Annotated in this window: 26 protein-coding genes and 1 rRNA gene; 12 read left to right on the forward strand and 15 right to left on the reverse strand. The window is 70.6% G+C overall.

The annotated features are described in order from the left end of the window. Positions 1-85 (forward strand): 5S ribosomal RNA (gene rrf / locus ACH4TG_RS21810); the annotation flags it as partial. A gap of 72 nt (positions 86-157) precedes the next feature. On the opposite strand, the gene ACH4TG_RS21815 is transcribed toward rrf, so the two are convergent. After that, positions 158-1,120 (reverse strand): glycerophosphoryl diester phosphodiesterase membrane domain-containing protein, encoded by a 963-nt coding sequence (locus ACH4TG_RS21815; protein ID WP_398244069.1) that lies wholly within the window; start codon positions 1,118-1,120, stop codon positions 158-160. Positions 1,121-1,767: 647 nt separating this feature from the next. On the opposite strand from ACH4TG_RS21815, the gene mtnA reads away from it, so the two are divergent. Further along, positions 1,768-2,832, forward strand: coding sequence for an S-methyl-5-thioribose-1-phosphate isomerase (gene mtnA / locus ACH4TG_RS21820; RefSeq protein WP_398244070.1), 1,065 nt, complete (start codon positions 1,768-1,770; stop codon positions 2,830-2,832). Positions 2,833-3,090: 258 nt separating this feature from the next. Here the strand turns inward: mtnA and ACH4TG_RS21825 are convergent, their stop codons facing one another. From ACH4TG_RS21825 to ACH4TG_RS21880, 12 genes are all read right to left on the reverse strand, one after another. After that, positions 3,091-4,215, reverse strand: a complete 1,125-nt coding sequence (locus ACH4TG_RS21825; RefSeq protein WP_398244071.1) for a tyrosine-type recombinase/integrase — start codon at positions 4,213-4,215, stop codon at positions 3,091-3,093. 77 nt (positions 4,216-4,292) lie between these two features. Next, positions 4,293-4,469, reverse strand: a complete 177-nt coding sequence (locus ACH4TG_RS21830) for a helix-turn-helix domain-containing protein (protein WP_398244072.1) — start codon at positions 4,467-4,469, stop codon at positions 4,293-4,295. After that, positions 4,462-5,853, reverse strand: coding sequence for a replication initiator protein RepSA (gene repSA / locus ACH4TG_RS21835; RefSeq protein WP_398244073.1), 1,392 nt, complete (start codon positions 5,851-5,853; stop codon positions 4,462-4,464). Before repSA ends, ACH4TG_RS21830 begins: the two co-directional genes overlap by 8 nt. Continuing rightward, positions 5,853-6,083, reverse strand: a complete 231-nt coding sequence (locus ACH4TG_RS21840) for a hypothetical protein (protein WP_398244074.1) — start codon at positions 6,081-6,083, stop codon at positions 5,853-5,855. The genes repSA and ACH4TG_RS21840 overlap by 1 nt, the downstream gene beginning before the upstream one ends. A gap of 5 nt (positions 6,084-6,088) precedes the next feature. After that, positions 6,089-6,277: a hypothetical protein gene (locus ACH4TG_RS21845; protein ID WP_398244075.1), complete on the reverse strand. Its 189-nt coding sequence runs from the start codon at positions 6,275-6,277 to the stop codon at positions 6,089-6,091. A 91-nt stretch (positions 6,278-6,368) separates the two neighbouring features. Then, positions 6,369-6,674: a SpdD protein gene (locus ACH4TG_RS21850; RefSeq protein ID WP_398244076.1), complete on the reverse strand. Its 306-nt coding sequence runs from the start codon at positions 6,672-6,674 to the stop codon at positions 6,369-6,371. Positions 6,675-6,686: 12 nt separating this feature from the next. Then, positions 6,687-6,878 (reverse strand): mobile element transfer protein, encoded by a 192-nt coding sequence (locus tag ACH4TG_RS21855; RefSeq protein ID WP_398244077.1) that lies wholly within the window; start codon positions 6,876-6,878, stop codon positions 6,687-6,689. Positions 6,879-6,881: 3 nt separating this feature from the next. After that, positions 6,882-7,064 carry a hypothetical protein gene (locus tag ACH4TG_RS21860; RefSeq protein ID WP_398244078.1) on the reverse strand — a complete coding sequence of 61 codons (183 nt, stop codon included), beginning with the start codon at positions 7,062-7,064 and terminating at the stop codon, positions 6,882-6,884. Between the two features lie 19 nt (positions 7,065-7,083). After that, entirely contained in the window at positions 7,084-7,734 is a 651-nt protein-coding gene (locus ACH4TG_RS21865; RefSeq protein WP_398244079.1) for a DUF2637 domain-containing protein, read from the reverse strand. Between the two features lie 73 nt (positions 7,735-7,807). Beyond that, entirely contained in the window at positions 7,808-7,990 is a 183-nt protein-coding gene (locus ACH4TG_RS21870; protein ID WP_398244080.1) for a hypothetical protein, read from the reverse strand. Positions 7,991-8,072: 82 nt separating this feature from the next. Then, a complete protein-coding gene (locus tag ACH4TG_RS21875) occupies positions 8,073-9,425 on the reverse strand; it encodes an FtsK/SpoIIIE domain-containing protein (RefSeq protein WP_398244326.1) in 1,353 nt (450 codons plus the stop codon). A gap of 12 nt (positions 9,426-9,437) precedes the next feature. Beyond that, positions 9,438-9,794: a hypothetical protein gene (locus ACH4TG_RS21880; protein ID WP_398244081.1), complete on the reverse strand. Its 357-nt coding sequence runs from the start codon at positions 9,792-9,794 to the stop codon at positions 9,438-9,440. A 157-nt stretch (positions 9,795-9,951) separates the two neighbouring features. On the opposite strand from ACH4TG_RS21880, the gene ACH4TG_RS21885 reads away from it, so the two are divergent. From ACH4TG_RS21885 to ACH4TG_RS21925, 9 genes are all read left to right on the forward strand, one after another. Beyond that, positions 9,952-10,749 carry a GntR family transcriptional regulator gene (locus tag ACH4TG_RS21885; RefSeq protein ID WP_398244082.1) on the forward strand — a complete coding sequence of 266 codons (798 nt, stop codon included), beginning with the start codon at positions 9,952-9,954 and terminating at the stop codon, positions 10,747-10,749. Beyond that, entirely contained in the window at positions 10,746-11,258 is a 513-nt protein-coding gene (locus ACH4TG_RS21890) for a GNAT family N-acetyltransferase (RefSeq protein ID WP_398244083.1), read from the forward strand. Before ACH4TG_RS21885 ends, ACH4TG_RS21890 begins: the two co-directional genes overlap by 4 nt. Before the next feature lie 91 nt (positions 11,259-11,349). Beyond that, positions 11,350-11,559, forward strand: coding sequence for a hypothetical protein (locus tag ACH4TG_RS21895; protein WP_398244084.1), 210 nt, complete (start codon positions 11,350-11,352; stop codon positions 11,557-11,559). A 1,179-nt stretch (positions 11,560-12,738) separates the two neighbouring features. Beyond that, entirely contained in the window at positions 12,739-13,428 is a 690-nt protein-coding gene (mtrA, locus tag ACH4TG_RS21900) for an MtrAB system response regulator MtrA (protein WP_188283097.1), read from the forward strand. Positions 13,429-13,480: 52 nt separating this feature from the next. Next, positions 13,481-15,400, forward strand: a complete 1,920-nt coding sequence (mtrB, locus tag ACH4TG_RS21905; RefSeq protein ID WP_398244327.1) for an MtrAB system histidine kinase MtrB — start codon at positions 13,481-13,483, stop codon at positions 15,398-15,400. After that, on the forward strand, positions 15,400-17,259 hold the full coding sequence (locus ACH4TG_RS21910) for an LpqB family beta-propeller domain-containing protein (protein ID WP_398244086.1): 1,860 nt from the start codon (positions 15,400-15,402) through the stop codon (positions 17,257-17,259). Before mtrB ends, ACH4TG_RS21910 begins: the two co-directional genes overlap by 1 nt. A gap of 132 nt (positions 17,260-17,391) precedes the next feature. Next, positions 17,392-18,111, forward strand: coding sequence for a ComF family protein (locus ACH4TG_RS21915; protein WP_398244087.1), 720 nt, complete (start codon positions 17,392-17,394; stop codon positions 18,109-18,111). A gap of 264 nt (positions 18,112-18,375) precedes the next feature. Beyond that, positions 18,376-19,059, forward strand: a complete 684-nt coding sequence (hpf, locus tag ACH4TG_RS21920) for a ribosome hibernation-promoting factor, HPF/YfiA family (protein WP_398244088.1) — start codon at positions 18,376-18,378, stop codon at positions 19,057-19,059. A gap of 116 nt (positions 19,060-19,175) precedes the next feature. Next, the gene (locus ACH4TG_RS21925; RefSeq protein WP_398244089.1) at positions 19,176-19,913 is read left to right on the forward strand and encodes a response regulator; all 738 of its coding nucleotides are present in this window, start codon (positions 19,176-19,178) and stop codon (positions 19,911-19,913) included. On the opposite strand, the gene ACH4TG_RS21930 is transcribed toward ACH4TG_RS21925, so the two are convergent. After that, positions 19,910-21,097: a winged helix-turn-helix domain-containing protein gene (locus ACH4TG_RS21930; protein ID WP_398244090.1), complete on the reverse strand. Its 1,188-nt coding sequence runs from the start codon at positions 21,095-21,097 to the stop codon at positions 19,910-19,912. The two genes, ACH4TG_RS21925 and ACH4TG_RS21930, sit on opposite strands and share 4 nt — an antisense overlap. A 125-nt stretch (positions 21,098-21,222) precedes the next feature. Then, entirely contained in the window at positions 21,223-21,810 is a 588-nt protein-coding gene (locus tag ACH4TG_RS21935) for a GNAT family N-acetyltransferase (protein ID WP_398244091.1), read from the reverse strand. A 176-nt stretch (positions 21,811-21,986) separates the two neighbouring features. Between ACH4TG_RS21935 and secA the strand changes: the two genes are divergently transcribed. Next, complete coding sequence (secA, locus tag ACH4TG_RS21940) at positions 21,987-24,788, forward strand: preprotein translocase subunit SecA (RefSeq protein ID WP_398244092.1); 2,802 nt, start codon at positions 21,987-21,989, stop codon at positions 24,786-24,788. Positions 24,789-24,856: the final 68 nt, after the last annotated feature.

Consider the following 24,856-nt stretch of genomic DNA (forward strand, 5'->3'; position numbering starts at 1 on the left):
TTACATTCCGAACCCGGAAGCTAAGCCTTTCAGCGCCGATGGTACTGCAGGGGGGACCCTGTGGGAGAGTAGGACACCGCCGAACAAATATTGAGAAAGCCCCCGCCCCCCGATTACTCGGGGGGCGGGGGCTTTTTGCGTTGCCCCCGTCCCGCCCTCATCCTTCGCGCGCTGCGCGGATCAGTTCGATGTCGAGCGACTCACGCCGGATGCGCTGGTCGAGGTAGAGCAGCGTCGTGCAGCCGGCCGTGATCGGCAGGGTGAGCGCGGTGCCGATCGTGCCGCCCACCGCCACGATGACGAGGTAGGACCAGCTGGACGTGGTCGAGGTGTCGAACAGTCCGCTGCTGCTGCCCCCGGCGACCGCGTCACCGACCAGCATGAAAGGAAGGCCGATCAGGGCTGTCGCGAGGGTGACCACGAGAAGGGCCAACAGCTGGACACCCAGGATCCGCCACCAGAAACCGCTCACCAGCTTCCAGGAACGCTTCATCGACGCGAGGACACCCTGCCCCTCGAGCATCAACGCAGGCGAGGTCAGGCTCAGTTGGATGAAGATCCACATCATCACGACCGCGCCGCCGATGCCGCCGAGCAGTGCCAGCGCCGAGCCGGCGTCCTTGGCCCCGACCAGGGCGATCAGTACGCCCGGCAGTGCCCCTACACCCACCACAACGCAGGTGATGAGCGGCAGCAGCACGGCGAGTCCCAGGAGTTGGGGCAGGCGCCCCCGGATGTCGCGGCGCAGCTCTGATGCACTGATCTGACGGCCCAGCACCGCACGGCTGACCACCGTGGCCATCAACGCCGTAGCGATGACGGACGCGAACATCGTGACCAGCAGGGTGAGTCCGGAAGCAGCCAGCGAACCGCCGAGGGCGTGGATGATGTCGCTCGCGCTGGCGTCCGGGTTGTTCTCCAGGTCGTTCAGGCTGCTGGTGTCCGAGAACCGGTGCTGGAGCAGCGCGCTCGCCGCCTCCACCACGGCGCCCACCACCACCGTGTAGCCGATGACCTTGCGCCAGTGCAGGCGCAGCGTGTCGATCGAGCCGCTGAGGATCTCTCCCGCGCCGAGCGGCCGCAGCGGTACGACTCCCGGCTTCGGGTCCGCCGCGCGCATGCCCCACCGCGGGTACTGAGCCTGCCAACCGGTGCCGGCACCTGCTGCCGGCCCTCCCTGAGCCCGGCCGCCGGCGGTTCCGCCCGCACTGGGGCCCCAACGGGGGCCGCCCTGGTGTGGCGGAGGCGGCTGCTTGCCGGGCGGCGGAGTCCAGCGGGCCCAGCCCTCCGTGGCCGGCGGCGGCTGGTGCTGCGCCCAGCCAGGCGGGCTCCCGGCAGTGGCGCGGTGCGCGTCGTCAGGCTTCGGCTGAGCCTGCGCAGGCTGGTCCTGGGCCGGCTCGTCCCGCGCGGAGGCGTTCTGCTCCGACCCGTCCTGCTCCGCAGCCGCCTGCGGCTGCACAGGCTGCTCCTGAACGGGCGAAGCCGCCGCAGGCCGCTCGAGCGCCGGCGTGGCGTCCACGGGTGCACTGGGCTCCGGGATGCGTGGAGCGGTGGCGGCGGGGGACGCAGCGGACGGGGTGGACGGATGTGGCGTCGTGGGGCTGTCGCCGTCGTCCGGCTCGGAGGAGTCGGAGGATCCGGGCGTCGAGCCCGGAGTGGTGGTCATGGAGGCTGCCCCTTCGTGTTGCTCGTTCTGCTCGGTGCCGTATGGGCGCCCATCGTGCCACGGCCTGCCGTCGAACCGGCCTGGCAGGGCAGACTGAGGGAATGGCTGATCACCTCGCACAGTCCGATGCACGGCCGGAGAACGGTGTCATTCCCGCGCTGCGATGGGAGGAGCCTCCAGAGGGCCCCGTCCTGGTCCTCCTCGACCAGACCAGGCTTCCGCACGAGGAGGCCGAGTTGGTGTGCACCGACGTCCAGGCGCTGGTGGCCGCGATACGGTCGCTGGCCGTCCGCGGCGCGCCACTGCTGGGCCTCGCCGGGGCGTACGGCGTGGCCCTGGCCGCGGCCCGCGGATACGACGTCGAGGAGGCGGCGGAGCTGCTGGCGCGTGCCAGGCCCACGGCGGTGAACCTGGAGTACGGCGTGCGCAGGGCCGCCGCGGCCTACCGGGAGGCCGGCGTCGAACAGGGCCCGGCGGCGGCGCTGGCGGAGGCCAGGGCGCTGCACGCGGAGGACGCGGTGGCCAGCACGTCGATGGCCGGCCACGGGGCGCGTCTGCTGGCGGAGCTGGTGCCGGGCGGCGGGTACCGCATCCTCACGCACTGCAACACGGGCGCGCTGGTGTCCGGTGGCGAGGGCACCGCGCTCGCGGTGGTGCTGGCCGTGCACCGCACCGGGGAGCTGCGCCGGCTGTGGGTGGACGAGACGCGTCCGCTGCTGCAGGGCGCCCGGCTGACGGCGTACGAGGCGGCGCGGGCGGAGATGCCGTACACGCTGCTGGCGGACAACGCCGCGGGGTCGCTGTTCGCCGCGGGCGAGGTGGACGCGGTGCTGGTCGGAGCCGACCGGATCGCCGCCGACGGCTCCACGGCGAACAAGGTGGGCAGCTATCCGCTGGCCGTCCTGGCCCGCCACCACGGGATCCCCTTCGTCGTGGTGGCGCCGGTGACGACCGTCGACCTGGCGACGCCCGACGGCGCGTCGATCGAGGTGGAGCAGCGGGCCGCCAGCGAGGTGACGGACCTGGCCCCCTCGCCGCTGGGGGCGCAAGCGTACAACCCCGCCTTCGACGTGACTCCACCGGACCTGATCACTGCGATCGTGACGGAGAACGGGGTGGTCTCCCCGGTCACGGCGGAGGCTCTCGCGGCCGTCTGCGGCGCCTGAATCGGCAGCAGAACCCCAGGTGAGGCCAGGTGTGGCAGGCTGTGGGCGAAGAAGTGGCCCGCGGTTTTCCACAGGTTCCGCAACAGGCGGTACGCAACTGGGGACAACCATGGACAATGGTCGCGTAGCGTGACCTCGATCACCAAAGGTCACCAGCATCGATATGCAAATGGGATGATGGCGCAGCCCAGAACGACAACCGCCCCTCCACCAGCGACGATGCGCCGGGGGAGGGGCGATTGACATCTACGGCTGACATCAGTCGGGCCGTTCGACCGCCTCTTGAAGCCGCTCTAGCCGGGCCGGCTGCCGCAGCAGAAGGTCCAGCCGACTCACCGCCTCGATCACGTCGGGGTCGAGCGCTTCGGCGTAGATGTCCATGGTCGTCGAGATCCGGCTGTGCCGCAGGATCGCCTTGACCACCCGCGGGTGGACCTTGAGGTGCACCAGCAGCGTCCCGCAGGACTTCCGCAGGCCCTTGGGGTTCATCTTGCCCAGGCCCGCCATCTCCCGGACGCGCTGCAACGACTGGTACAGGTTGTCCGGCTGCCACGGCTGGCCGGTCCGGGTGACGAAGACGTGGCCGGCCGGGTCGTCGTACCAGAGCCGACCGGAGGCCAGCGCCCGTTCCCGCAGCCAGGCGGTGCGCATCCGTTGCCACCGCAGCGGGGCGATGCACTGCGCCGGCAGCGGCAGCGGTGCCTTCGAGGTCTCCGTCTTGGGGTCCACGTCCACCGTTCCGGCGCCGGTCCGCTGCAACTGCTGTTCCACCCAGAGCGTGCGCAGGTCCAGATCGATGTTCTCCCAGCGCAGGCCGCAGACCTCCGCCCGGCGCAGCCCGAGGAGGCAGACCAGCAGGAGCGCCGGGTAGTACACGGTCCGCCGTCGCGCTTCGGCCAGGAACCGCAGGACTTCCACCGCGCTCCAGCTCTCGCCCCGATCCGTGGACGCCCGGACGTGCACGAGCTTGGCGACGTTCCGGGTCAGGCCGAAGTCCTCCTCCATCGCGGCCGTCAGCGACGCCGAGAGCACCCGGAGCGCCTGCCGGGCGGTCTTGCTGGACACGGCCCCGGCCAGCGTCGTCATCGCGGCCCGTAGTTCCTTGACGCCCAGCTTGAACATCACCTTGGAGCCGACGTACGGCCGCAGGTACAGGCGCGTGGTCTGTTCGTAGGTGCGGTAGCTGCCGGCCGACAGGTACGGGCGGACGATGGCCTCCAGCCAGTAGTCGAACCACTGGTTCAAGGTCATGTCCCGGGTCGGGGTGGGGATGCCCTGATTGCTCTTGTCGATCAACTCGCGCCGCTTGCGGTCGCATTCGTCGTAGTCGCGGCCGTAGGCGTACTTGCGCTTCGTGGTGCCGTCCGGCTGCGGCACGTACACGGCAGCCTGGTAACGGCCGTCTGAGCGCTTCGTGATGGTCCCGGCACCATTCGGGTTGCGCTTGCGCTTGCCAGGCATCAGACGCCGCCCTCAAGGCCCTTGATGAAGGCGCGCACCGCGGACGCCGGGACGCGGCGGGCACGACCGATGGTCACCGAGGAGAGCTGCCGGGTACGCAGCAGCTCGTACACCGTCGAGCGACCGAGCCTCAGCCGGGCCATCACGTCGGGCACGGTCAACAGTTCGTCAGTCATCGTGATCCCCCCAGTCGTCCAGTTCGGAGCGGGCTTGGCGTGCGGTTTCGCGTGCTTGGGTGATGTCGCGGTGGATCTGGGCGGCGAGCCAGGATTCGCCGGGGGTGTGGCCGTGGCCGGCGTAGGTCCAGTGCGCGACCACGAGGGTGGTGGCGTCCGGTTCGGTGTCGGGGTCAGGCAGTCCGAGGTCCCTGCGTTCCTGGTGGGCGCGGTAGTCGGCTCGGGCCTGCCGGAGCGCCCCGAGGGTGGTCGAGTACTGACGGGCTTTGGTGGAGAAGTGGCCGCGGAAGCCGAGCATGTGAGCCCAGTCGCGGAGCTTGCGGTCCGGGTAGAGCGGGTGCAGGTCGAGGCAGGCGGAGATGAGCCGGGCGGGATGCTCGGGCACATCGAGCAGGACCAGGGCCTCTTTGTTGCCGATGCGGCGGTCCACGGTGCCGGTGGTCTCTGCCGCCTTGGTGGCGTACTTGGCGACGTAGGAGGCGACGGCCTGTTCGGTCAGGTCCTCGCCGCCCCCGAAGGCGCCGATGGGCTGCACGTCGAGCTGTGTGCCCCACCGCAGGGTTCGGGCCGGCTCATCCCCAGCGGCCGGCACGGCCACAGACGCGCGGGCAGCAGCAGCGCGTAACGCATCTTCCAGCAGGCCGGCAGTCGCCCAGGCCGGCGGGGCCGTGTCGGGTCCTTCCGGGCCGTCGAAGCGGATCACGGCATGGAAGTGGATCGCGCCCCGCTTCTGGTACTCCGCGACCTTCCCGTAGGAGACCCGCAGGCACTCCCGCAGCGCTTGTTGGGTGATCCCGGCCCGGGCCGCCAGCTCCCGGCGCAGGTAGATGGTCACGTAGCGCCACAGGTCGGAGGCGTGGTTGTTCCACAGCACCGCGCCCGCGTAGTCGTACGAGTCGGGATCGAGCGGGGTGCCCAACTCCGGGGCGTCCTCACTGTGGGCGGTGCCGCAGCGGCAGCGCCCGCGAGTGGGGCGGTTGTGGACCGGGCCGAACGAGGGGGCGGTGAGGGTGGCGAACACCCGAGGGTGGTCGGTCACCGTGTCGGGGACGCCCTTGCCGCCGGTGAGGCCGGACAGGATGAGCTGGTAGGTGTCGCCGGCGTAGGTCCAGGCGCAGGCCGGGCAGCGGGAAGCGCGGCGGTTGCCGCAGGCGACGCGCAGCCGGCCACCGGGCTCACCGGTGGTGTCGTAGGAGTACAGGACTTGGCCGGTGGCCGGGTCGAGGGTGGTGGTGGAGCCGACGAGGTGGATGGGGTCGGAGCAACCGCCGGTTCGGCGTACTTGCTCGTTCCAGCGGTCGAAGCCGGGAAGCCCGGCCACCCGCAGGAAGTCCTGCCAGGTGGTCGGGTCCAGGCCCGCCGGGGGCGCGGCGGTGATTGTCATCAGCGGTGCCTGTCCTTGGCGTGGCTGGCCTTGTGGTCCTCGTACTGCTTGACCATGTCGGCGACCTGTCGGCGGCCGGTGGCCTCGCCGGTCTGTCCGCAGCGGCAGGCGTAGGAGCCGGTCGGGGTGGTGTCGGTCTGCGTGGACCAGCGGGCGCCGTCGTTGTGGGAGCGGTAGATCGGCGGGGCCGACACGTGCAGGCCCGGGTCATCGGGGGTGGGCTTCTTCACCGCGATCACCTCCCAGCGGTGGCGAGGGCGCGGCGGGTGCGGATGGTGCCGGTGCCGTGGCAGACGGGGCAGTCCACGGGGATCGTGGGCCGGGTGCCGTCCGAGCGGCGGTTGCCGGTGGCGATGTGGACGGTCGGGAAGCCGTCGCAGTGACCGCAGACGCGGGCCGGGGCATGGCTGTGCTGGGGCATCATGGTGAGTCCCTTTCGGGTCCGTTGGATCAGGAAGGTGGTCAGGCGCCCGGGGCGGACGAAACTTGGCGGTAGAGGCCGCCCCGGGGGCCGTTCAGCGGTGCTTGCGGTCGTCCTTGAGCATCGAGCGCAGGACCACGGCGACGACGGCCACGGCCATCGCGGTGACCGCGACCGCGAGGAGCATCGAGACCAGGACGACGCCGACGACCAGGACCACGGCGGTGCCGCCGACCACGAGGGTCGCGACGCTGCCGGGGGTGAGCTGGACGACCGGCCGGCCGGACTGCGGGGTCTGAACCGGGACCGGGGCGGTGGGCTGGGCCGGGACCAGGGGCGCGGCCGGCGTGGTCGGGGTCACCGTGGGGGTGTCGGTGGGCGGGTACTTAGGCGCGAACATGGCGTGTCCTCCTCAGCGGGTGGTGCAGGTGTGGGTGCGGGCGGCGAGTTCCGCCGCGGAGCGGGTGGCGTAGTCGTTGGACCAGCCGCAGCGCGGGGCGGTGCAGGCAGCGATGGTGGCCTTGCGGCCGTGGCGGTCACGGTGGTCGCCGACCTCGACGGGGCCGATCCGGGCGACGTTGGTGAAGCGCTCGAAGCGGGCCATGGCTCAGTGCTCCGGGCGGCGCACGAAGTCGTCGGCGTGCTCGTCGAGCCAGCGGCGGACCTCGGGACGCTCGTCGTCAGTCGCGGCGTGGATGGCGGCTTCGCCAGCGGCCAGGCCGTCAACGAGACGGTTGTTCCGGGTCAGTTCGGCCGCCTGTTCCAGCGCGGCACGGATGGAGCGACGCATAGCGGGTTCTCCTCTCGGGTCAGGTGAGTTGTGCAGTGATGGCGTCGGCCAGCGCGAGCGGGACGCCGAGGCGAGCGCGCAGCGTGGCCGTGTCGATCGGGGTGCCGGTCGCCGTGCGATGCGCGTCGGCGATCTTGCGTGCGTGTTCAACCAGCGCGGCAGGAACCGCGACGGGCGGAGCAGCAGGCGCGGGGAGTTCCGGGCGCGGCTCGGGAGCCGGTTCGGGGGCGCGTTCGAGGGTGACCGGCTCGGGCGTAGCCGGTTCGGCAGGCTCGGGGTCCGGTGCGGGTGCGGGGGTGGGTTCGGTGTGGGCCAACAACGTGCCGCCGAAGAACGCGAGCGCGGGCCAGCCGGCGACCAGGATCCGGAGCACGGCCGGGACGTGCCGCACGTCGAGTAGGCCGGCCGTGGCGATGTTCGCGCCCAGGGACGCGGCGAGCGCGATCACGAACCACACCCAGGCGGCCCGGGTCGAGCGTTCAGCGGTGCGCAGGGACCGGATGCGGTGCCAGGCGGCGACCAGGAGCAGGTCGACGGAGACGGGGTAGGCCCAGGCTTTCCAGCCGTGTTGGCCGGAGGCTTCGGCGATGTCGTGCAGGTGCGCGAAGGACAGCGAACCGGCGATCACGGCTTGGATCAGGATCGGATCCAGACGCAGGGTGCGGGCCATGGCGGTTGCCTCCTCTCGGGTGAAGCCCGGGGCCGGGCCGGCAGGTCAGGCCCCGGGGCGGGTTGGTCGTGGGTCAGGTGGTGCCATTGCCGAAGCAGCTCAGGCAGATGCCGTCTTGCTGGCCGACTTTGCGGTGCCGGCGGCCCACGCGGACGGCCACGGCGACCGTTCCGGAGCCCTTGCACACCGAGCACGGCGCCGGTTCGACCGGAGCGGCCGGCTTGGCGGGGCGGGCAGTGGTCTTGCGTGCGGCCATGACGGGCCTCCCTTCCGGGTTCGGGCATGGGGCGGGTAGGGACCTGGCGCGAAGTGGTCGCGCCGACCGGGGGGTGCGCTGTTCAGGCGGTGGCGGGTACCGGCTCGACAGCCTTCGGGGCGTCGCCGGGCAGCGGGGGAAGGACGGGCCGGAAGTCAGCCAGTGCCTCGATCTCCGGGGTCAGGTCCGCGTGCTTGTTGCAGGTAGCGACCGCATCCGGGAGCGTCGTGTGCGGGGTGCGGATCCGGGACCAGCCACCGGAGGTGTCCGCTGCAACAGCAGTGCCCGGCTGGTCGTAGGCGATGGACAACACAGCGCTCAGCGCATCCGGGGAGATGTCGCCGAAGGCCATCTTCGCGGAGGCTTCATCGTTGACACGGTGGCAGACCCGGCCGGAAAGCTGAGCCCGAAGCATGGTGGCGCCGTCGCCCAACTCCGAGCCGAACCGCTGGCCGCAGATCTCCAGGTAGATGCCGGCCGCACGGGCCAGTTGGGCCAGCCGGATCAGGGCGGTGATGATCCGCTCACGGCGCTTCTTCTCCGCCGACGTGGCCACCAGCAGCAACTCTGCGACCTCGTCCACGACGAGGATGATCGGGATCGGGCGGATCTTCTCGGGCAGGCCCCAGATGTCGGAGGTGATCTCCGCGTCGGGGGTGTCTGCGCTGATCCGCTGAGCGGTACGGATGAGCTGGAACCGGTCGATCATCTCCGACACGAGCGCTTCGAGCAGGTCAGCGGCCGTGTCGGGGTTGTCGGCCATCGCGGTGAACCGGCGTGCGAGCGGGGCGAGTTCGACGCCCTGTTTGCAGTCGATCCCGACCAGTGCGACCGGCTGAGCGGCCAACTCCTTGATCAAGCCCCGTTGGTAGACGGATTTCCCGGACTCGGTGGCGCCCAGGTTCAGGCAGTGAGGCACGGCGCGGAAGTCGCGGTAGTGGACGCTGCCGTCCTGCCGCACAGCCACCGGAACCTTCGTTGCCGACCGCTTGGCCCGGGCCGGCATGTGCACCCGGCGGAGCACGTCGTAGCCGGTCATCCGCAGTGCCAGGACCCCGGAGCGAACCTCCTTGACGGTCACCTGATTGACCCGCCAGGAGTGCCGCAGCCGGTCAGCGGCCGACATCACGTCGAACGCGTCCTGACCGGGCTGGAGACGGACCCTGGCCACCAGACCCGAACGCGTCGGGTAGAGCCGCAGGAGCTTCGGGGGTCGGTTCGCCGGCATCTCCCGCTTCATCATCTTCGCCACCGCGATGCGGGCGCGGGACGGGGGGACCGTCAGGCCGCACGCGTCCATGACGGAGGCGTAGGTCCAGCCGATCCGGATCCGGGCGGCCGGCCCTCCGATGATCAGCCAGTACAGATCCGGGCGGACCCGGCGCAGGATCAGCACCGCGGCGATCCCTGCGCCGGATAACACCAGAACGGTGATCCCCACGGCAGGTCAGCCCTTGCCGTTCGAGCTGGCGGCCGGCATGAGCGAGGTGACGGCCACGGCGCGGAAGCTGATCCCGTGCCGCTTCTGCCCGTTGAACTCGTTCTCCCAGTCCCGCGCCCGCAGGCCCGTCACGGACACCGGGGTCCCCGGGGTCAGCGTCGGGTCAATGCCGGTGTTCGGGATGGTCACCTGGTACAGGTCGCCCTGACCCTCATCCGAGATCAGCAGGCCCACCGTGTTCAGCGGGGCACCGGTCTCGCGGTCCACCGCGATCTCCCCGGTCTGCTTGTTGACGAGCTTCGGGACCGGAGGCGTCGCAACGAACACCATCGCGGTCGAAAGGTCAATCTTGAACGATGCCATGATGGCAACTCCCTTGTACGAGGGAGGGAGCGGTGGACTGCTTGGAGGTAGGGCGCCGCTCCCAACTGGCTTGAGCCACTTAGTGGCTTAAGCCAGTTGAACACATGCCTGACGCTGCGTCAAGACACTGGCTTGAGCCACCTGTATGCTGCTGGTCATGAGCCCGTCCGCCCCCAGTTCCCAGCAGCCGCCGAGCCGGCGTATCGCCGAAGAACTCCGCAAGCGCATCGAACGCGGAGAGTTGGCGGCCGGCGACAAGCTCCCATCTGAGCGGGCGCTAGCCGAGGAGTACGGTGCGGCGCGCAACACCGCCCGGGAGGCCGTACGCATCCTCGCCGAACAAGGGCTTGTGACGGCGAAGCACGGCAAGGGCGTGTTCGTGCGCCAGCCGCAGCGGCTGTTCCGGTTCGGCAGCGATCGGTACTCGATCAAGAACCGGGAGACGGGGCTCACGCCTTTCCGCCTTGAGGCGAAGCGCCAGGGGAAGACGGCCCGCATCGACGTCCTCAGCATCAAGCGCGAGGTACCGCCGGCCGACATCGCCGAGAGGCTGCAAGTCTCCGCGGACGACGCGAGCGTGGTCCACCGAGAGAACCACTACTTCGCCGACGATGAGCCCGTACAGATCGTCTCCACCTACATCCGCTGGGCGGAGGCACAGGGCACTCTCCTGATGCAGCCGAAGTCCGGGCCGAACGGCATCTACGGACGCCTCGAAGAACTCGGACATGTCATGACGCGCGTGCGCGACGAGATCAGCGCCCGCATGCCCACGCCAGACGAAGCGGCACTTCTCGACCTGCTTCCCGGCGTCCCGGTGCTCGAAGTGCTCCACACCAGCCTGGACCAGAACAACGAGCCGTTCGAAGTCACCCGCTACGTCCACCGCGCCGACCAAACCGGCCTGCTCTACGAACTCCCCGTCGAACAGCCGACTCCCCCGGAGGCCCAGTGACCAGCATCGCCATACGGCCGATCATGGACACCGACGTGCGCGGCGCAGCCGCAGCACTGATGAAGGTGCACAAGACGGACGGCTACCCGGTCGAAGGCGTCGAGGACCCGGAGGCATGGATCCGACCGCCAGCCGTTCTCAGCGCTTGGGTGGCCGAGGACGAGGGGAAGATCGTCGGCCATGTGGCGGTGATGCGTACGCAGGGGGAGGGGGCGGTCAGTCTGTGGCGGGACAAGAGCGGCGAGAGTGAGGGGCGAATCGGCGTTCTGGCCCGGCTCTTCGTCGTCCGTGAGGCCCGCAAGCACGCGGCCGGCGAACGACTGATGCGCGCGGCCATGGACTACGCCAAGCAGAACTCTCTACGGCTCGTTCTCGACGTGATGACGAAGGACACCGCCGCCATCCGCCTCTACGAACGTCTCGGCTGGCAGCACATCGGCGAGGTCTCGCACCATTTCGGGGCCGGCCAGCAGATCCCTGCGGCCTGCTACGTCTGGCCCACTGCCTAAGTTCGGCGGGAGTTGCCTGTCTCTACGGAGTCGCAGACCGCTAGCCTTGAACGCGTTCAACTTTCAGGCGCGTCCCCGGGAGTGGCAGATCATGAAGAAGCGCAAGCTGGCTGTCATCACGGCGACTTGGGCCGGGTTGGTGGTCCTGTACGGGGCGCCCTCGGCATTGCCGGAAAGCTGGCAGTACTGGGTCTACTCGCCCGCCAGCGCGCTCTTGTGGCTTGTGGCCATGGTGCTTGGACCTGGCGTGGCGTGCGCGATCATGCGCGCGTGGATCGAGCGAGGCAGCGAGCGCGGTTGAGCCCGAGAGCGGACCTGTTACAAGTTTCTCTACCTCATCAAGCTCCCCGCCCCTTGGGCGGGGAGAGGGGGAGAAGCGGGGAGGGGTCCCTCGTAGCTCGTGGGGGAGGGGTCGCGGGGCGTAGAGCCCCGGGCCTGACGGATCTGCATGGTGATCAACTACCGGCACCGAGCCGCCAGACATGATCAGCAGCCATACCCGAGAAGCGGAAGACACCAGCCCGCACAGACCCATCGAGCCAAACCCGATGTTGTGGCGGCTCGGGTTGATCGGCTGCTCTTACCCTCCGGGTATCCGGCTGGCCTGACAATCGGCTTTCAGCCGTCGCTACGGGAAACACCCCATCGGCCGCACCGCGGCCGCTCGGGGGCTCGGGGGCTCGCGCGCCGCTCCTGCCTCCGGCCCGCTCCGCGCGGCCCCCGGCCCCGCGCCAGGCATGCCACGGGGTTCCCCGCTAGACGCTTTGCCCGACCCTGCTCGCCGGACCGAGCAAAGGACTGCCGACGACCCCACCGCCAACACCAGGCCGCCCGGGACCAGGCAGCAGACGCCACCGCACCCAGGAGGCACCATCACCAGCCGACAGGCACGGGTCATCAACCAGCACCCGGGAACCACGGCGACGGGAGGGAGGGAGGAGAAGGTGAAGGAGAGGGGTGGGCACTGCTGCGGCATCGGTGGGCGGTTTACATGGCGGGAGCGCTGCCGTCTGCGACTGACGCTGGGCCACGTGATCAAGGCTGGCTGCGAAGGAGTGGTCTCGGGGGACCGCGACACCGGCGACCGAGCCGGCATCGTGGGCCGGTCGCCGTACCCCCGCCGTCACGGATGCGGGTGCGTGAGGCGATCCCCTACCCGGACTCGGCCGGCGGGGGCGCGCCTGCTGCCGCGATGGGGTCGGGTCCGGTGTGGTCACTCCGTGTCGGTACCTGTATCGCCGTGGTGACAGTGCGTGTCGAGAGCGGGGGTGGGCGGTGGAGGCGGTCGTTCAGGTGCCGCAAGGACGGAGTTCGCGCCATACTGGCCACATGATCTAGGGGGACGCGGCCCGACAGCGTGACATCCACGGGTGACATCAACGGCCCCGGATTCCGCTGGACAACCACGGACAACCGTGGACATTGGCCCTGGCCCGTGACCTCGATCACGCAAGGTCACGGAAACCGATATGCAAATGGGATGATGGTCGGTATGAAGGGACGTGTCCTGGTCGTCGATGACGACACCGCGCTGTCAGAGATGCTTGGCATCGTGCTGCGCGGAGAGGGTTTCGAGCCGTCGTTCTGCGCGGACGGTGACAAGGCGCTGGCCGCATTCAGGGAGAGCAAGCCGGATCTGGTGCTCCTGGACCTGATGCTGCCCGGGCGTGACGGCATCGACGTGTGCCGGCAGATCCGGGCGGAGTCCGGCGTGCCGATCGTGATGCTCACGGCGAAGAGCGACACGGTGGACGTGGTGGTCGGCCTGGAATCGGGTGCTGACGACTACGTGATCAAGCCGTTCAAGCCGAAGGAGCTCGTGGCGCGGGTGCGCGCCCGGTTGCGCAGGGCCGAGGAGCCCACGCCCGAGCAGCTGGCGATCGGTGATCTGGTCATCGACGTGGCCGGCCACTCGGTCAAGCGCGACGGCCAGCCGATCGCGCTGACACCGCTGGAGTTCGACCTGCTGGTGGCGCTCGCCCGCAAGCCGTGGCAGGTGTTCACGCGTGAGGTGCTCCTCGAGCAGGTCTGGGGCTACCGGCACGCCGCGGACACCCGTCTGGTGAACGTGCACGTGCAGCGGTTGCGCTCGAAGGTGGAGCAGGATCCTGAGCGTCCGGAGATCGTGGTGACGGTTCGAGGCGTCGGCTACAAGGCCGGACCCGGCTGAGATGTGCGCGTCGTACGAGCGTGAGCGTCTGGAGAGCCGGCTGGCCGATCCCATGCAGGGGCTGCTGCCGGTGATCCGCTCGTGCGTGCGCTGGGCACGGCGTCCGCTGCAGCCCGGAGTGCGGCTGTGGCGGCGGAACCTTCAGCTGCGCGTGGTCGCCTTCACGCTGCTGATGTCGGTGGGCGTGGTCCTGCTGCTCGGCTTCGTCGTGATCGGGCAGGTCAAGAACGGCTTGCTGGACGCGAAGGAGAAGGCCGCGGAGAACCAGGCGGTCAGCGGTTTCTCCATCGCGCAGAGCATGGCGGACAAGGGCAGCCAGTCCCGCGGCTCCTCCGGGTCCGGCGGCCCGCAGAGCTCCACGGACTCCGGCACCTGGCTGACCAACCTGGTCGCGCAGTTCTCCAGCGGCGGGAAGGGCGTGTACGGGATCGTCACGCTCTCCCCGGGCGCCGGCGACTCCCAGCTGCTCGGCGAGGGCAGCGTGTACGGGCGCGGGCCGCGCAGTTCCAGCGGCATCCTGCCCGAGCCGAGCATCCCGAAGTCGCTCAGCGACGCCGTGGAGACGCACACCGGTGCGCTCAAGCAGTACACGAAGGTCTACAGCGACGACGGCACCCCGCCGAAGCCGGCGCTGGCCATCGGCAAGCGCCTGACGGACATCAACGGCACGACGTACCAGCTGTACTACCTGTTCCCCTTCGACCAGGAGCAGAAGACGCTCGGCCTGGTCAAGGGCACGCTGGCGACCGCCGGGATCTTCGTGGTGGTGCTGCTCGGCGCGATCGCCTGGCTGGTCACGCGGCAGGTGGTCACGCCGGTCCGGATGGCCGCCGGTATCGCCGAGCGGCTGGCGGCGGGGCGGCTCCAGGAACGGATGCACGTCACCGGCGAGGACGACATCGCGCGGCTCGGCGAGTCCTTCAACAAGATGGCGCAGAACCTCCAGGTCAAGATCCAGCAGCTGGAGGACCTGTCGCGGATGCAGCGCCGCTTCGTGTCCGACGTCTCGCACGAGCTGCGGACGCCGCTGACCACGGTGCGGATGGCCGCGGACGTCATCCACGACGCCCGCGCCGACTTCGACCCGGTGACGGGCCGGTCCGCCGAGCTGCTGCAGAACCAGCTGGACCGGTTCGAGTCGCTGCTCTCGGACCTGCTGGAGATCAGCAGGTTCGACGCGGGGGCCGCAGAACTGGCGGCGGAGCCGATAGACCTGCGCGAGGTGGTCCGGCGCGTGGTGGACGGCGCGGAGCCGCTGTCGGAGCGCAAGGGAAGCCGTGTGGTCATCCGCGGTGACGCGCAGCCGGTGATAGCCGAGGCCGATCCGCGCCGTGTGGAGCGGGTGCTGCGCAACCTGGTGGTCAACGCGATCGAGCACGGCGAGGGCCGGGACGTCGTGGTCCGTCTGGCGACGGCCGACGGCGCGGTGGCGGTGGCCGTCCGCGACTACGGCGTCGGGCTCAAGCCCGGCGAGGCGACGCGGGTGTTCAACCGGTTCTGGCGCGCCGACCCGGCGCGGGCCCGTACGACCGGAGGCACCGGCCTGGGCCTGTCCATCGCGGTCGAGGACGCCCGGCTGCACGGCGGCTGGCTGCAGGCGTGGGGCGAGCCCGGCGGCGGCTCGCAGTTCCGGATGACGCTCCCGCGGACCGCGGGTGACAGCCTGCGCGGTTCGCCGATCGCGCTGGAGCCCGAGGACTCGCGGCGCAATCGGGGCCTGACCTCGTCCGGCCTGCCGGGCAGGGGCGGTGCGGCGTCGGCGTCCGTGCCGGTGCCGCGCAGCGGGGCCGCGGACGGCCCGCAGCACGGCACCATGGCCCGGGACGCCCTGGCCAACGGCACTCCGATGCCGGCGATACCGCCGATGCCGGCCGGCATGCCGAGGACGCCCGCGGCGGATCCGGCGGCGCTGCCGGGCAGCGGCGCCCGCGTGGTGGGACACAAGGGAGCGGCTCGGGAGGACGACGTCTGATGAGTGCGTTGGGGGGCCGCCGGCGGCTGCTTCAGGGCCTGCTGCCGCTGGGCGTGACCCTGCTGGTCGCGGGCTGCGCATCGATGCCCAGCAGTGGCGAGGTGCGCAAGGTCGGGGACGGCCAGCGGGCCGACGCGGACGCGCAGGTGCGGGTGTTCGGTATCCCGCCCCACCCGGGCGAGTCGCCGTCCCAGATCGTCAGTGGCTTCCTGGAGGCGACGACCAGCGGTGAGGCGAACTTCTCGACGGCGCAGAAGTACCTGACCAAGCACGCCCAGGCGGGCTGGAATCCGCTCGACGGGATCACCATCGTCTCCGGCCTGGCGCAGCCGGTGGAGACGGTCGGCACCAGCCACCGGGACGGGTTCTCCACGGTCACGGTCACCAGCACGAAGGTCGCGGCGGTGGACACCAAGCATGGCTACCAGCCGGTGCAGGAACCGCTCGACTCGGGCGGTTTCCAGCCCTCGTTCAGCCTGCGGCGCCAGGCCGGTACCGGTGAGTGGCGGATCGACGGGCTGCAGGACGGCCTGACGCTGTCGGAGTCGGACTTCCAGCGGATCTACCACTCGGTCAACATGTACTACTTCGCCAACCTCGGCCCGGACGGCCCCAGCGGCGGGGGCAGCGCGCAGACGCTCGTGGCCGACCCGGTCTACCTGCGCAACCAGACCGACTCGCTGGTGTCCACGGTGTCCGCGCTGCTCGACGGGCCCACCGACTGGCTGGCGCCGGTGGTGACCACCGCGGCTCCGGCCGGGGTGCGGCTGTACGGCAAGGGCCCGGACCAGGGTGTGTCGCTGGACGACTCGCAGCATCTGACCGTGCGCCTGGACCGCAAGGCGGACCAGCTCCGCGGGCAGCGCTGCGTGCAGATGGCCGCGCAGCTGTTCGCGACGGTCCAGGCGCAGGCTTCCGCGAAGCTGGCGTCGGCGGAGATCCAGCGTGCCGACGGATCGACGGCGTGCCTGCTGTCCAGCGCGCAGGCCGAGGCATACGGGGCGGAGAACCTGGTGGGGTCGACGACCCGCCAGTACTACATCAAGTCCGACAGCTCCCACCGCTTGATGGACCTGGCCGGCGACGCGACGGCTTCGACGCAGCTCACGGGAGTTCCGGTGTCGGGGCCGTTCGGCGCTGACAAGGCGGATCTCGGCTCGGTCGCCGTGCGGCGCGACGAGCAGGTGGCCGCGGGAGTGCGTACCAACGGCCGCCAGCTGGTGGTCGGTTCGCTGGTCGGCGGCACCGAGATGCCTGCGCCGGTGCTGACCAGCACCGCCACCGATCCCAAGAACGGCCTGAGTGCCCCGAGTTGGGACGGGCTGGGGGATCTGTGGGTGGCGGACCGCAGTGCGGTGCCGTCACGGATGGAAGTTCTGGTGGACGGCCATGGCCCCGCCGTGCCGGTGAGCATCCCGGAGCTGTCGGGGCGCGTGGAGTCGCTGAAGGTGGCCTCCGACGGGGTGCGGATCGCGCTGATCGTGAAGGACGGCGGCGCGATGCGCCTGCAGGTCGGCCGGATCCAGCGCGGAGGCACACACGACCACCCGACCTTCTCCGTGTCCGGGCTGCGCACGCTGCCCTCCCAGGAGGACGTGACGTCGGTGGCATGGGCCGGTGCCAGCCGCCTGGTGGTGCTCGCGAACCAGTCCGGGGTGCAGCAGATCCAGTACATGAGCACGGACGGCTCGGCGGGCGCGGCCCTCCAAGGGGTCAGCGAGGCCGCCTCGGTGGCCGCGTCCGAGGACCAGAGCCGGCCGCTGCTGGCCGCGTACAACGGCAGCGTCTACCTGCTGCCCACGGACACCAACTGGAAGCAGATCACGCCCAAGGGCGTCAGCCCCGTCTACCCGGGCTGACCTGAGGCCGGGCGCCTGAGCCCACCTGCCCGGCCGCCCTGGCGCGCGCCCGCCGGCGGGCCCGCGGCAGGTTGTCCACAGCCTCGAACGGGTGACTGGCGGGCCGCCTCCCGCAGCGCGCACAGTGGAGTCATGCGGGGCTGGTGGCAGGAGATCACCGGACTGGTCCTTCCGGTGGACTGCGCGGGCTGCGGGCGTCCGCGTACCGAGTTGTGCGAGCGGTGCCAGGGGCTGCTGGGCGGGGCGGCCTCGGCGCGGCGGGTACGCCCGGCACCGGAGCCGCACGGGCTGCCACCGGTGTGGGCCGCCGGCAGGTACGGCGACGAGGTGCGGGCGGTGGTCCTGGCGCACAAGGAGCGGGGTGCGCTGGGTCTGGTCGGGCCGCTGGGTGCGGCACTGGCCGGCGCGGTCCGGCGGATGGGCGCGGACGGGCCGCTGCTGCTGGTGCCGGTCCCTTCGGCGCGGCGTGCCGTGGCGCAGCGCGGCCACGACGCCACCGCCCGCATGGCCCGGGCCGCGGCCCGGGAGCTGCGACGGCAGGGTGTGCCCGCGCGGGCGGCGGGTGCGCTGCGGCTGCTACGGCCGGTGGCCGACCAGACGGCGCTGGGCGGGGCCGGACGCCTCGTGAACCTGTCCGGTGCGATGGCAGTGGCGGGCGGGTCCGGAAGGCTGCTCAGGGCGGCGCCTGTCGTCCTGGTGGACGATCTGATGACCACGGGATCGTCACTGACCGTGGCTGCTCGGGCCGTCTGTGCGGCGGGTGGGAGGGTGGCCGGGGCGGCCGTGGTCGCGGGACCGCGGGATCCGGAAGTCCACCCGGATGCCCGTCCCCGCAGGTGGAGGGCGCGGTAGTTCACCCGAATGGAGGTATGACGTCGTTGGGGATGCCGACATCCACACTCCGGGACTATGTTCGGGGAAGAGGGAAGCGGACACCTGGGGTGTTGATCTTCCCAGTGGGGCAGAAGGAGGTGAAAGCCGCAGCTTCGCGGCACCCGGAAGCCCTGGGGCGGTGAAGCGGCAGCTAACGCAGCGCCGGACGGGCCTCGCGCCCGGCTCGGCCTTCAGGAAAGGGATCGCCCCGGCCACTGGGGTGATCCGGGAACGGAGTTCTGCGTGGACATCGTCGTCAAGGGCCGCAAGACCGAGGTGCCCGAGAGGTTCCGGAAGCACGTGGCCGAGAAACTGGACAAGATCCAGAAGCTCGACGGCAAGGTGATCAGCCTCGACGTCGAGGTGTCCAAGGAGCTCAACCCCCGGCAGGCGGACCGTTGCGACCGGGTGGAGATCACGCTGAACACCCGCGGACCGGTGGTCCGTGCCGAAGCCGCGGCAGCCGACCCGTACGCCGCTCTGGACGTCGCGGTCACCAAGCTGGAAGCCAGGCTCCGCAAGGCCGCGAGCAAGCGGCACACCCGCCGTGGCACCGGCCGGATCCCGGCGTCCGACGTTGCGACGGCCGTGCCGGACGCCGCGCGCATGAACGGCGACGGGACGCTCGTCGCCGACCACGCCGAGGAAGGTGTGCCCACCACCAAGATCGGCTCGCTGGAGGTGCACGGCGAAGGCCCGCTGGTGGTGCGGGAGAAGACCCACGTCGCGGCGCCGATGGCGCTCGACCAGGCCCTGTATGAGATGGAACTGGTCGGGCACGACTTCTACCTGTTCGTCGACAGCGACACCAAGCAGCCGAGCGTGGTCTACCGCAGGCACGGCTACGACTACGGCGTCATCCATCTCAACGCAGACGAGACGGGAGTGCAGGAGCCGGCCGGCGCCGGCGGTGCGCTGCACCGCTGAACCAACCGGCAGGAGGAGGGCAGTTGGTGCCCCCGGGCGTGGTCCTGGGGGCACCACCGCGCGTGGACGTGAAATGCTGGGCCAGTGGTCAACTCTGGTCTGAGGGGGAGGATCTGATGCCGGACTTCGCATACGGGGGACCCGGCGAGCAGGGCCCGGTTCCGTACGGCGGACCCGCAGGACCGACCCCCGCCGAACCCATCAGGGTGCTCGTCGTGGACGACCACGCGCTGTTCCGGCGCGGCCTGGAGATCGTGCTCGCCCAGGAGGAGGACATCCAGGTCATCGGCGAGGCCGGGGACGGCGCGGAAGCCGTCGAGAAGGCCGCCGACCTGCTGCCGGACATCGTGCTGATGGACGTGCGGATGCCGCGGCGCGGCGGGATCGAGGCCTGCACCTCCATCAAGGAGGTCGCCCCCAGCGCCAAGATCATCATGCTCACGATAAGCGACGAGGAAGCCGACCTCTACGAGGCGATCAAGGCCGGGGCGACCGGCTACCTGCTCAAGGAGATCTCCACCGACGAGGTGGCCACCGCGATCCGCGCGGTGGCGGACGGCCAGTCGCAGATCAGCCCGTCGATGGCGTCGAAGCTGCTGACCGAGTTCAAGTCGATGATCCAGCGCACCGACGAGCGGCGGCTGCTGCCCGCGCCCAAGCTCACCGACCGGGAGCTGGAGGTGCTCAAGCTCGTCGCCACGGGCATGAACAACCGGGACATCGCGAAAGAGCTGTTCATCAGCGAGAACACGGTCAAGAACCACGTCCGCAACATCCTGGAGAAGCTGCAGCTGCACTCCAGGATGGAAGCGGTCGTCTACGCGATGCGCGAGAAGATCCTGGAGATCCGCTAGCGGCGGTCGTGGGTCCGGTTCACCGCGGCGACCAGCGGGTCGCGCAGCGTCTCCGGCAGTACCCGCTCGACCCTGGCCTCCACGCAGCCCACCCAGCCGGCCGCCTCGGCCAGGGCGTCGGCGGCGGGCTGCACCGCCTTCGGGCCGTCCAGCGACACCTGCCGGGCCACCAGCGTGCTGCCCTCGCGCGCGGGATCGACCCGGCCGACCAGCCGTCCGCCCGCCAGCAACGGCATCGCGAAGTAGCCGTGGATCCGCTTCTCCTTGGGGGTGTACGCCTCGAGCCGGTGGGTGAAGCCGAAGATCCGCTCGGTGCGCGGCCGGTCCCAGATCAGCGAGTCGAACGGGGACAGCAGCGTCGTGCGGTGCCGCCCGCGCGGCTCGCTCGCGAGCGCCGCCGGGTCCGCCCACGCCTGCTTGCCCCAGCCCTCGACCTCCACCGGCACCAGACCGGTGTCCTCTATCACCGCCATCACCTGCTCGCCCTTGAGCCGGTGGTAGTCCGCGAGGTCCGCGCGGGTGGCCACACCCATCGCGGCGCCGGCCTGCGCGACCAGCCGCCGCATGCACTCGCGGTCGTCGATGTCGTCGTGCAGCAGGTCGGCGGGCACGGCGCGCTCGGCCAGGTCGTAGACCCGCTTCCAGCCCCGCCGCTCGGTGCAGACCACCTCGCCCGTGTCGAGCAGCCACTCCACCGCGATCTTGGTCTCCGACCAGTCCCACCAGGGGCCGCCGTTCTTCGCCCCGCCCAGCTGGGTGGACGTCAGCGGGCCCTCCGCCTTGAGCTGGTCCAGCACCGCCGCGCAGGAGCGCTCGGCGTCGGCCAGCACGTGCCAGCGGTGGCCGCGCGCCCGCCGGGCCCGCCGCCGGAACGCGAAGTGCGGCCACTCCTCGATCGGCAGGATGCACGCGGCGTGCGACCAGTACTCGAAGGCGTGGTTGTCCGTCCAGTACGCGCGCTCCACGGCCTGCCGGCCGACCGCGCCGAGCCGTGCGTACGGGATCAGCTCGTGCGACCTGGCCAGCACCGAGATGGTGTCCAGCTGCACCGCGCCCATCGACCGCAGCACCCCGCGGGTCCCCGCTCTGCGGTCCGGAGCGCCGATGAAGCCCTGGGCCCGCAGGACGATCCTGCGGGCCTCGTCAGCGGACAGGGAGACCTGGGGAGGCTGCAGGAGCGTCATGCCGGCAAGGGTAGATCCGGCCACTGACAATGCCTCCGACCTGCGCGGACGGCCCATTGAAGGCCCCCTTGGAGCGTCGCGGGGCGCTGCTCGGGGCGGCCCGCCGGGACGGTCGGGCGGGACGGTCAGGCGGGGTGGGGCAGGTACGGCGTCACGGACGCGCGGTCCCAGTCCGAGGGCAGCAGGGAGCCGTACCAGGAGTCGCGCCGGGTCCCCTGCTGGACGATCTTGGACCGCATCGTCCCCTCCATCACGAACCCGATCTTCAGGGCCACCGCGCGGGACCCCTCGTTGCCGGCCTCCGCGTACCACTCGAGGCGCTCCACGCCGAGGGCGTCGAAGGCCCAGGCGCACACCGCGCGGGCCGCCTCCACGGTGTAGCCCCGGCCGCGCTGTTCCTTGGCGGTCCAGTAGCCCAGCTCCGCCTGGTGCGTGGGGGCGGCGAGCTGGCCCAGCCGGACCAGGCCCATGGACCCGACGAGCGCGCCGCCGTCGAGGGTGAAGACGCCGAAGTTGTAGAGGGAGTCGTCGCGCCAGCCGTCCGCGCAGATCTGCTCGACGAAGCCCACCGCGTGCTCGCGCGTGTACGGAGAGGGAACGGACGTCCAGCGCGGGATCTCCGGGTCCTGGCACGCGGCGAGGACGGCGTCGACGTCCCCGGACGCCAGCGGACGCAGCAGCAGACGGTCGGTGGTGAGGGTGATGGGCTCCATCGGCCGAGTATCGCGGAGCCCGGGGGCGGCCGGAAAACCGTTTTGCCGCCGCCGGGCCTCCCGGCCCGATGGTGTCCTCGCTTACGATGGCCGTTGCAGCGGGTTTCGACGTCAGGAACCCCGCTGTGCCCAGCGCGGGAGCCGCGCCAGGCCCGACCGGCAAGGAGCCAGCCTACGTGTCCGTCATCAGCAAGATCATGCGTGCAGGTGAAGGCAAGATCCTGCGCAAGCTGCACCGCATCGCGGACCAGGTCAATTCCATCGAAGAGGACTTCGTCAACCTCACCGATGCCGAGCTGAGGGCCCTCACCGACGAGTACAAGGAGCGGTACGCCGAGGGTGAGTCCCTCGACGACCTGCTCCCCGAGGCGTTCGCCACCGTCCGCGAGGCCGCCAAGCGGGTCCTGGGCCAGCGCCACTACGACGTGCAGCTCATGGGTGGTGCGGCACTGCACTTGGGCTACGTCGCGGAGATGCGCACCGGCGAGGGCAAGACCCTGGTCGGCACCCTGCCCGCGTACCTCAACGCGATCTCCGGCAAGGGCGTGCACCTGATCACCGTCAACGACTACCTCGCCGAGCGCGACTCGGAGTGGATGGGCCGGGTGCACCGCTTCCTCGGCCTGGAGGTCGGCTGCATCCTGGCGAACATGTCGCCCGCCGAGCGCCGCGAGCAGTACGGCTGCGACATCACCTACGGCACCAACAACGAGTTCGGCTTCGACTACCTCCGGGACAACATGGCCTGGTCGCAGGACGAACTGGTCCAGCGCGGCCACAACTTCGCGATCGTCGACGAGGTCGACTCGATCCTGGTCGACGAGGCCCGTACCCCGCTGATCATCTCCGGCCCGGCCGACCAGGCCACCAAGTGGTACAGCGACTTCGCCCGCCTGGTGAAGCGGCTGAACCGCGGCGAGGCCGGCGGCCTCGGCAAGGAGGAGACCGGCGACTACGACGTCGACGAGAAGAAGCGCACCGTCGCCATCCACGAGTCGGGCGTCACCAAGGTCGAGGACTGGCTGGGCATCGACAACCTCTACGAGTCGGTCAACACCCCGCTCGTCGGTTACCTCAACAACGCGATCAAGGCCAAGGAGCTCTACAAGAACGACAAGGACTACGTCGTCATGGACGGCGAGGTCATGATCGTCGACGAGCACACCGGCCGTATCCTCGCCGGCCGCCGCTACAACGAGGGCATGCACCAGGCGATCGAGGCGAAGGAAGGGGTGGACATCAAGGACGAGAACCAGACACTCGCCACGATCACCCTGCAGAACTTCTTCCGCCTGTACGACAAGCTCTGCGGCATGACCGGTACGGCCATGACCGAGGCCGCGGAGTTCCACCAGATCTACAAGCTGGGCGTCGTCCCGATCCCGACCAACCGCCCGATGGCCCGCCTCGACCGCGCCGACCTGATCTACCGCACGGAGGAGGCGAAGTTCGCCGCCGTCGTGGAGGACATCGTCGAGAAGCACGAGAAGGGCCAGCCGGTCCTGGTCGGCACCGTCTCCGTCGAGAAGTCCGAGTACCTGTCGGCGCAGCTGTCCAAGCGCGGCATCCCGCACGAGGTGCTCAACGCCAAGCAGCACGACCGTGAGGCCACGATCGTCGCGCAGGCGGGCCGCAAGGGCGCCGTCACCGTCGCCACCAACATGGCCGGCCGCGGTACCGACATCAAGCTCGGCGGCAACCCCGACGACCTGGCCGAGGCGGAGCTGCGGCAGCGCGGACTGGACCCGGTCGAGCACGTCGAGGAGTGGGCGTCCGCGCTGCCGGAGGCGCTGGAGCGCGCCGAGGCGGCCGTCAAGACGGAGTTCGAGGAGGTCAAGGACCTCGGCGGCCTCTACGTGCTGGGCACCGAGCGCCACGAGTCCCGCCGGATCGACAACCAGCTGCGCGGCCGCTCCGGCCGCCAGGGCGACCCGGGCGAGTCCCGCTTCTACCTGTCGCTGGGCGACGACCTGATGCGGCTGTTCAAGGCGCAGATGGTCGAGCGCGTGATGTCCATGGCCAACGTGCCGGACGACGTGCCGATCGAGAACAAGATGGTCACCCGCGCCATCGCCTCCGCCCAGTCGCAGGTCGAGCAGCAGAACTTCGAGATCCGCAAGAACGTCCTGAAGTACGACGAGGTGCTCAACCGGCAGCGCGAGGTCATCTACGGCGAGCGCCGCCGGGTGCTGGAGGGCGAGGACCTGCGCGAGCAGGTGCAGCACTTCATGGACGACACCATCGAGGCGTACATCGACGCCGAGACCGGCGAGGGCTTCGCCGAGGACTGGGACCTCGACCGGCTGTGGGGCGCCTTCCGGCAGCTCTACCCGATCACGGTGACCATCGACGAGCTCGAGGACGCCGCGGGCGACCGGGCCGGGATCACCGCCGAGTTCATCAGCGAGTCCATCAGGGACGACATCAACGACCAGTACGCGGCGCGGGAGAAGCAGCTCACCGAGGAGATCATGCGCGAGCTGGAGCGGCGCGTGGTGCTGTCGGTGCTGGACCGCAAGTGGCGCGAGCACCTCTACGAGATGGACTACCTCCAGGAGGGCATCGGGCTGCGCGCGATGGCGCAGCGCGACCCGCTGGTGGAGTATCAGCGCGAGGGCTTCGACATGTTCACGGCCATGATGGACGGCATCAAGGAAGAGTCCGTCGGCTACCTGTTCAACCTGGAGGTCCAGGTCGAGCAGCAGGTCGAGGAGGTTCCGGTGGCCGCCGGCAGCGACATCCAGGACGCCCCGCCGTCGCTGGTCAAGGAGCGCCCGGAGATCCACGCCAAGGGCCTGGACCAGCCGAAGCGGGTCGACCGCCTGCAGTTCTCCGCGCCGTCGGTCGACGGTGAAGGCGGCGTGGTCCAGGGCGAGTTCGCCGGTGACGAGGTCGACGCCGTCGAGGAGACCTCGGACGGGCTGACCCGCGCCGAGCGCCGCCGCGCCGCCAAGGGCGGGCGTCGCCGCAAGAAGTGACCGGGGCTGCTGCGGCAGCCGCCCTCCGCACACCGGCCCGGGGCCGGGCCGCCTGCCGGCCCGGCCCC

The sequence above is a fragment of the Streptomyces sp. NPDC020917 genome, assembly GCF_044333795.1.
GTDB lineage: Bacteria > Actinomycetota > Actinomycetes > Streptomycetales > Streptomycetaceae > Actinacidiphila.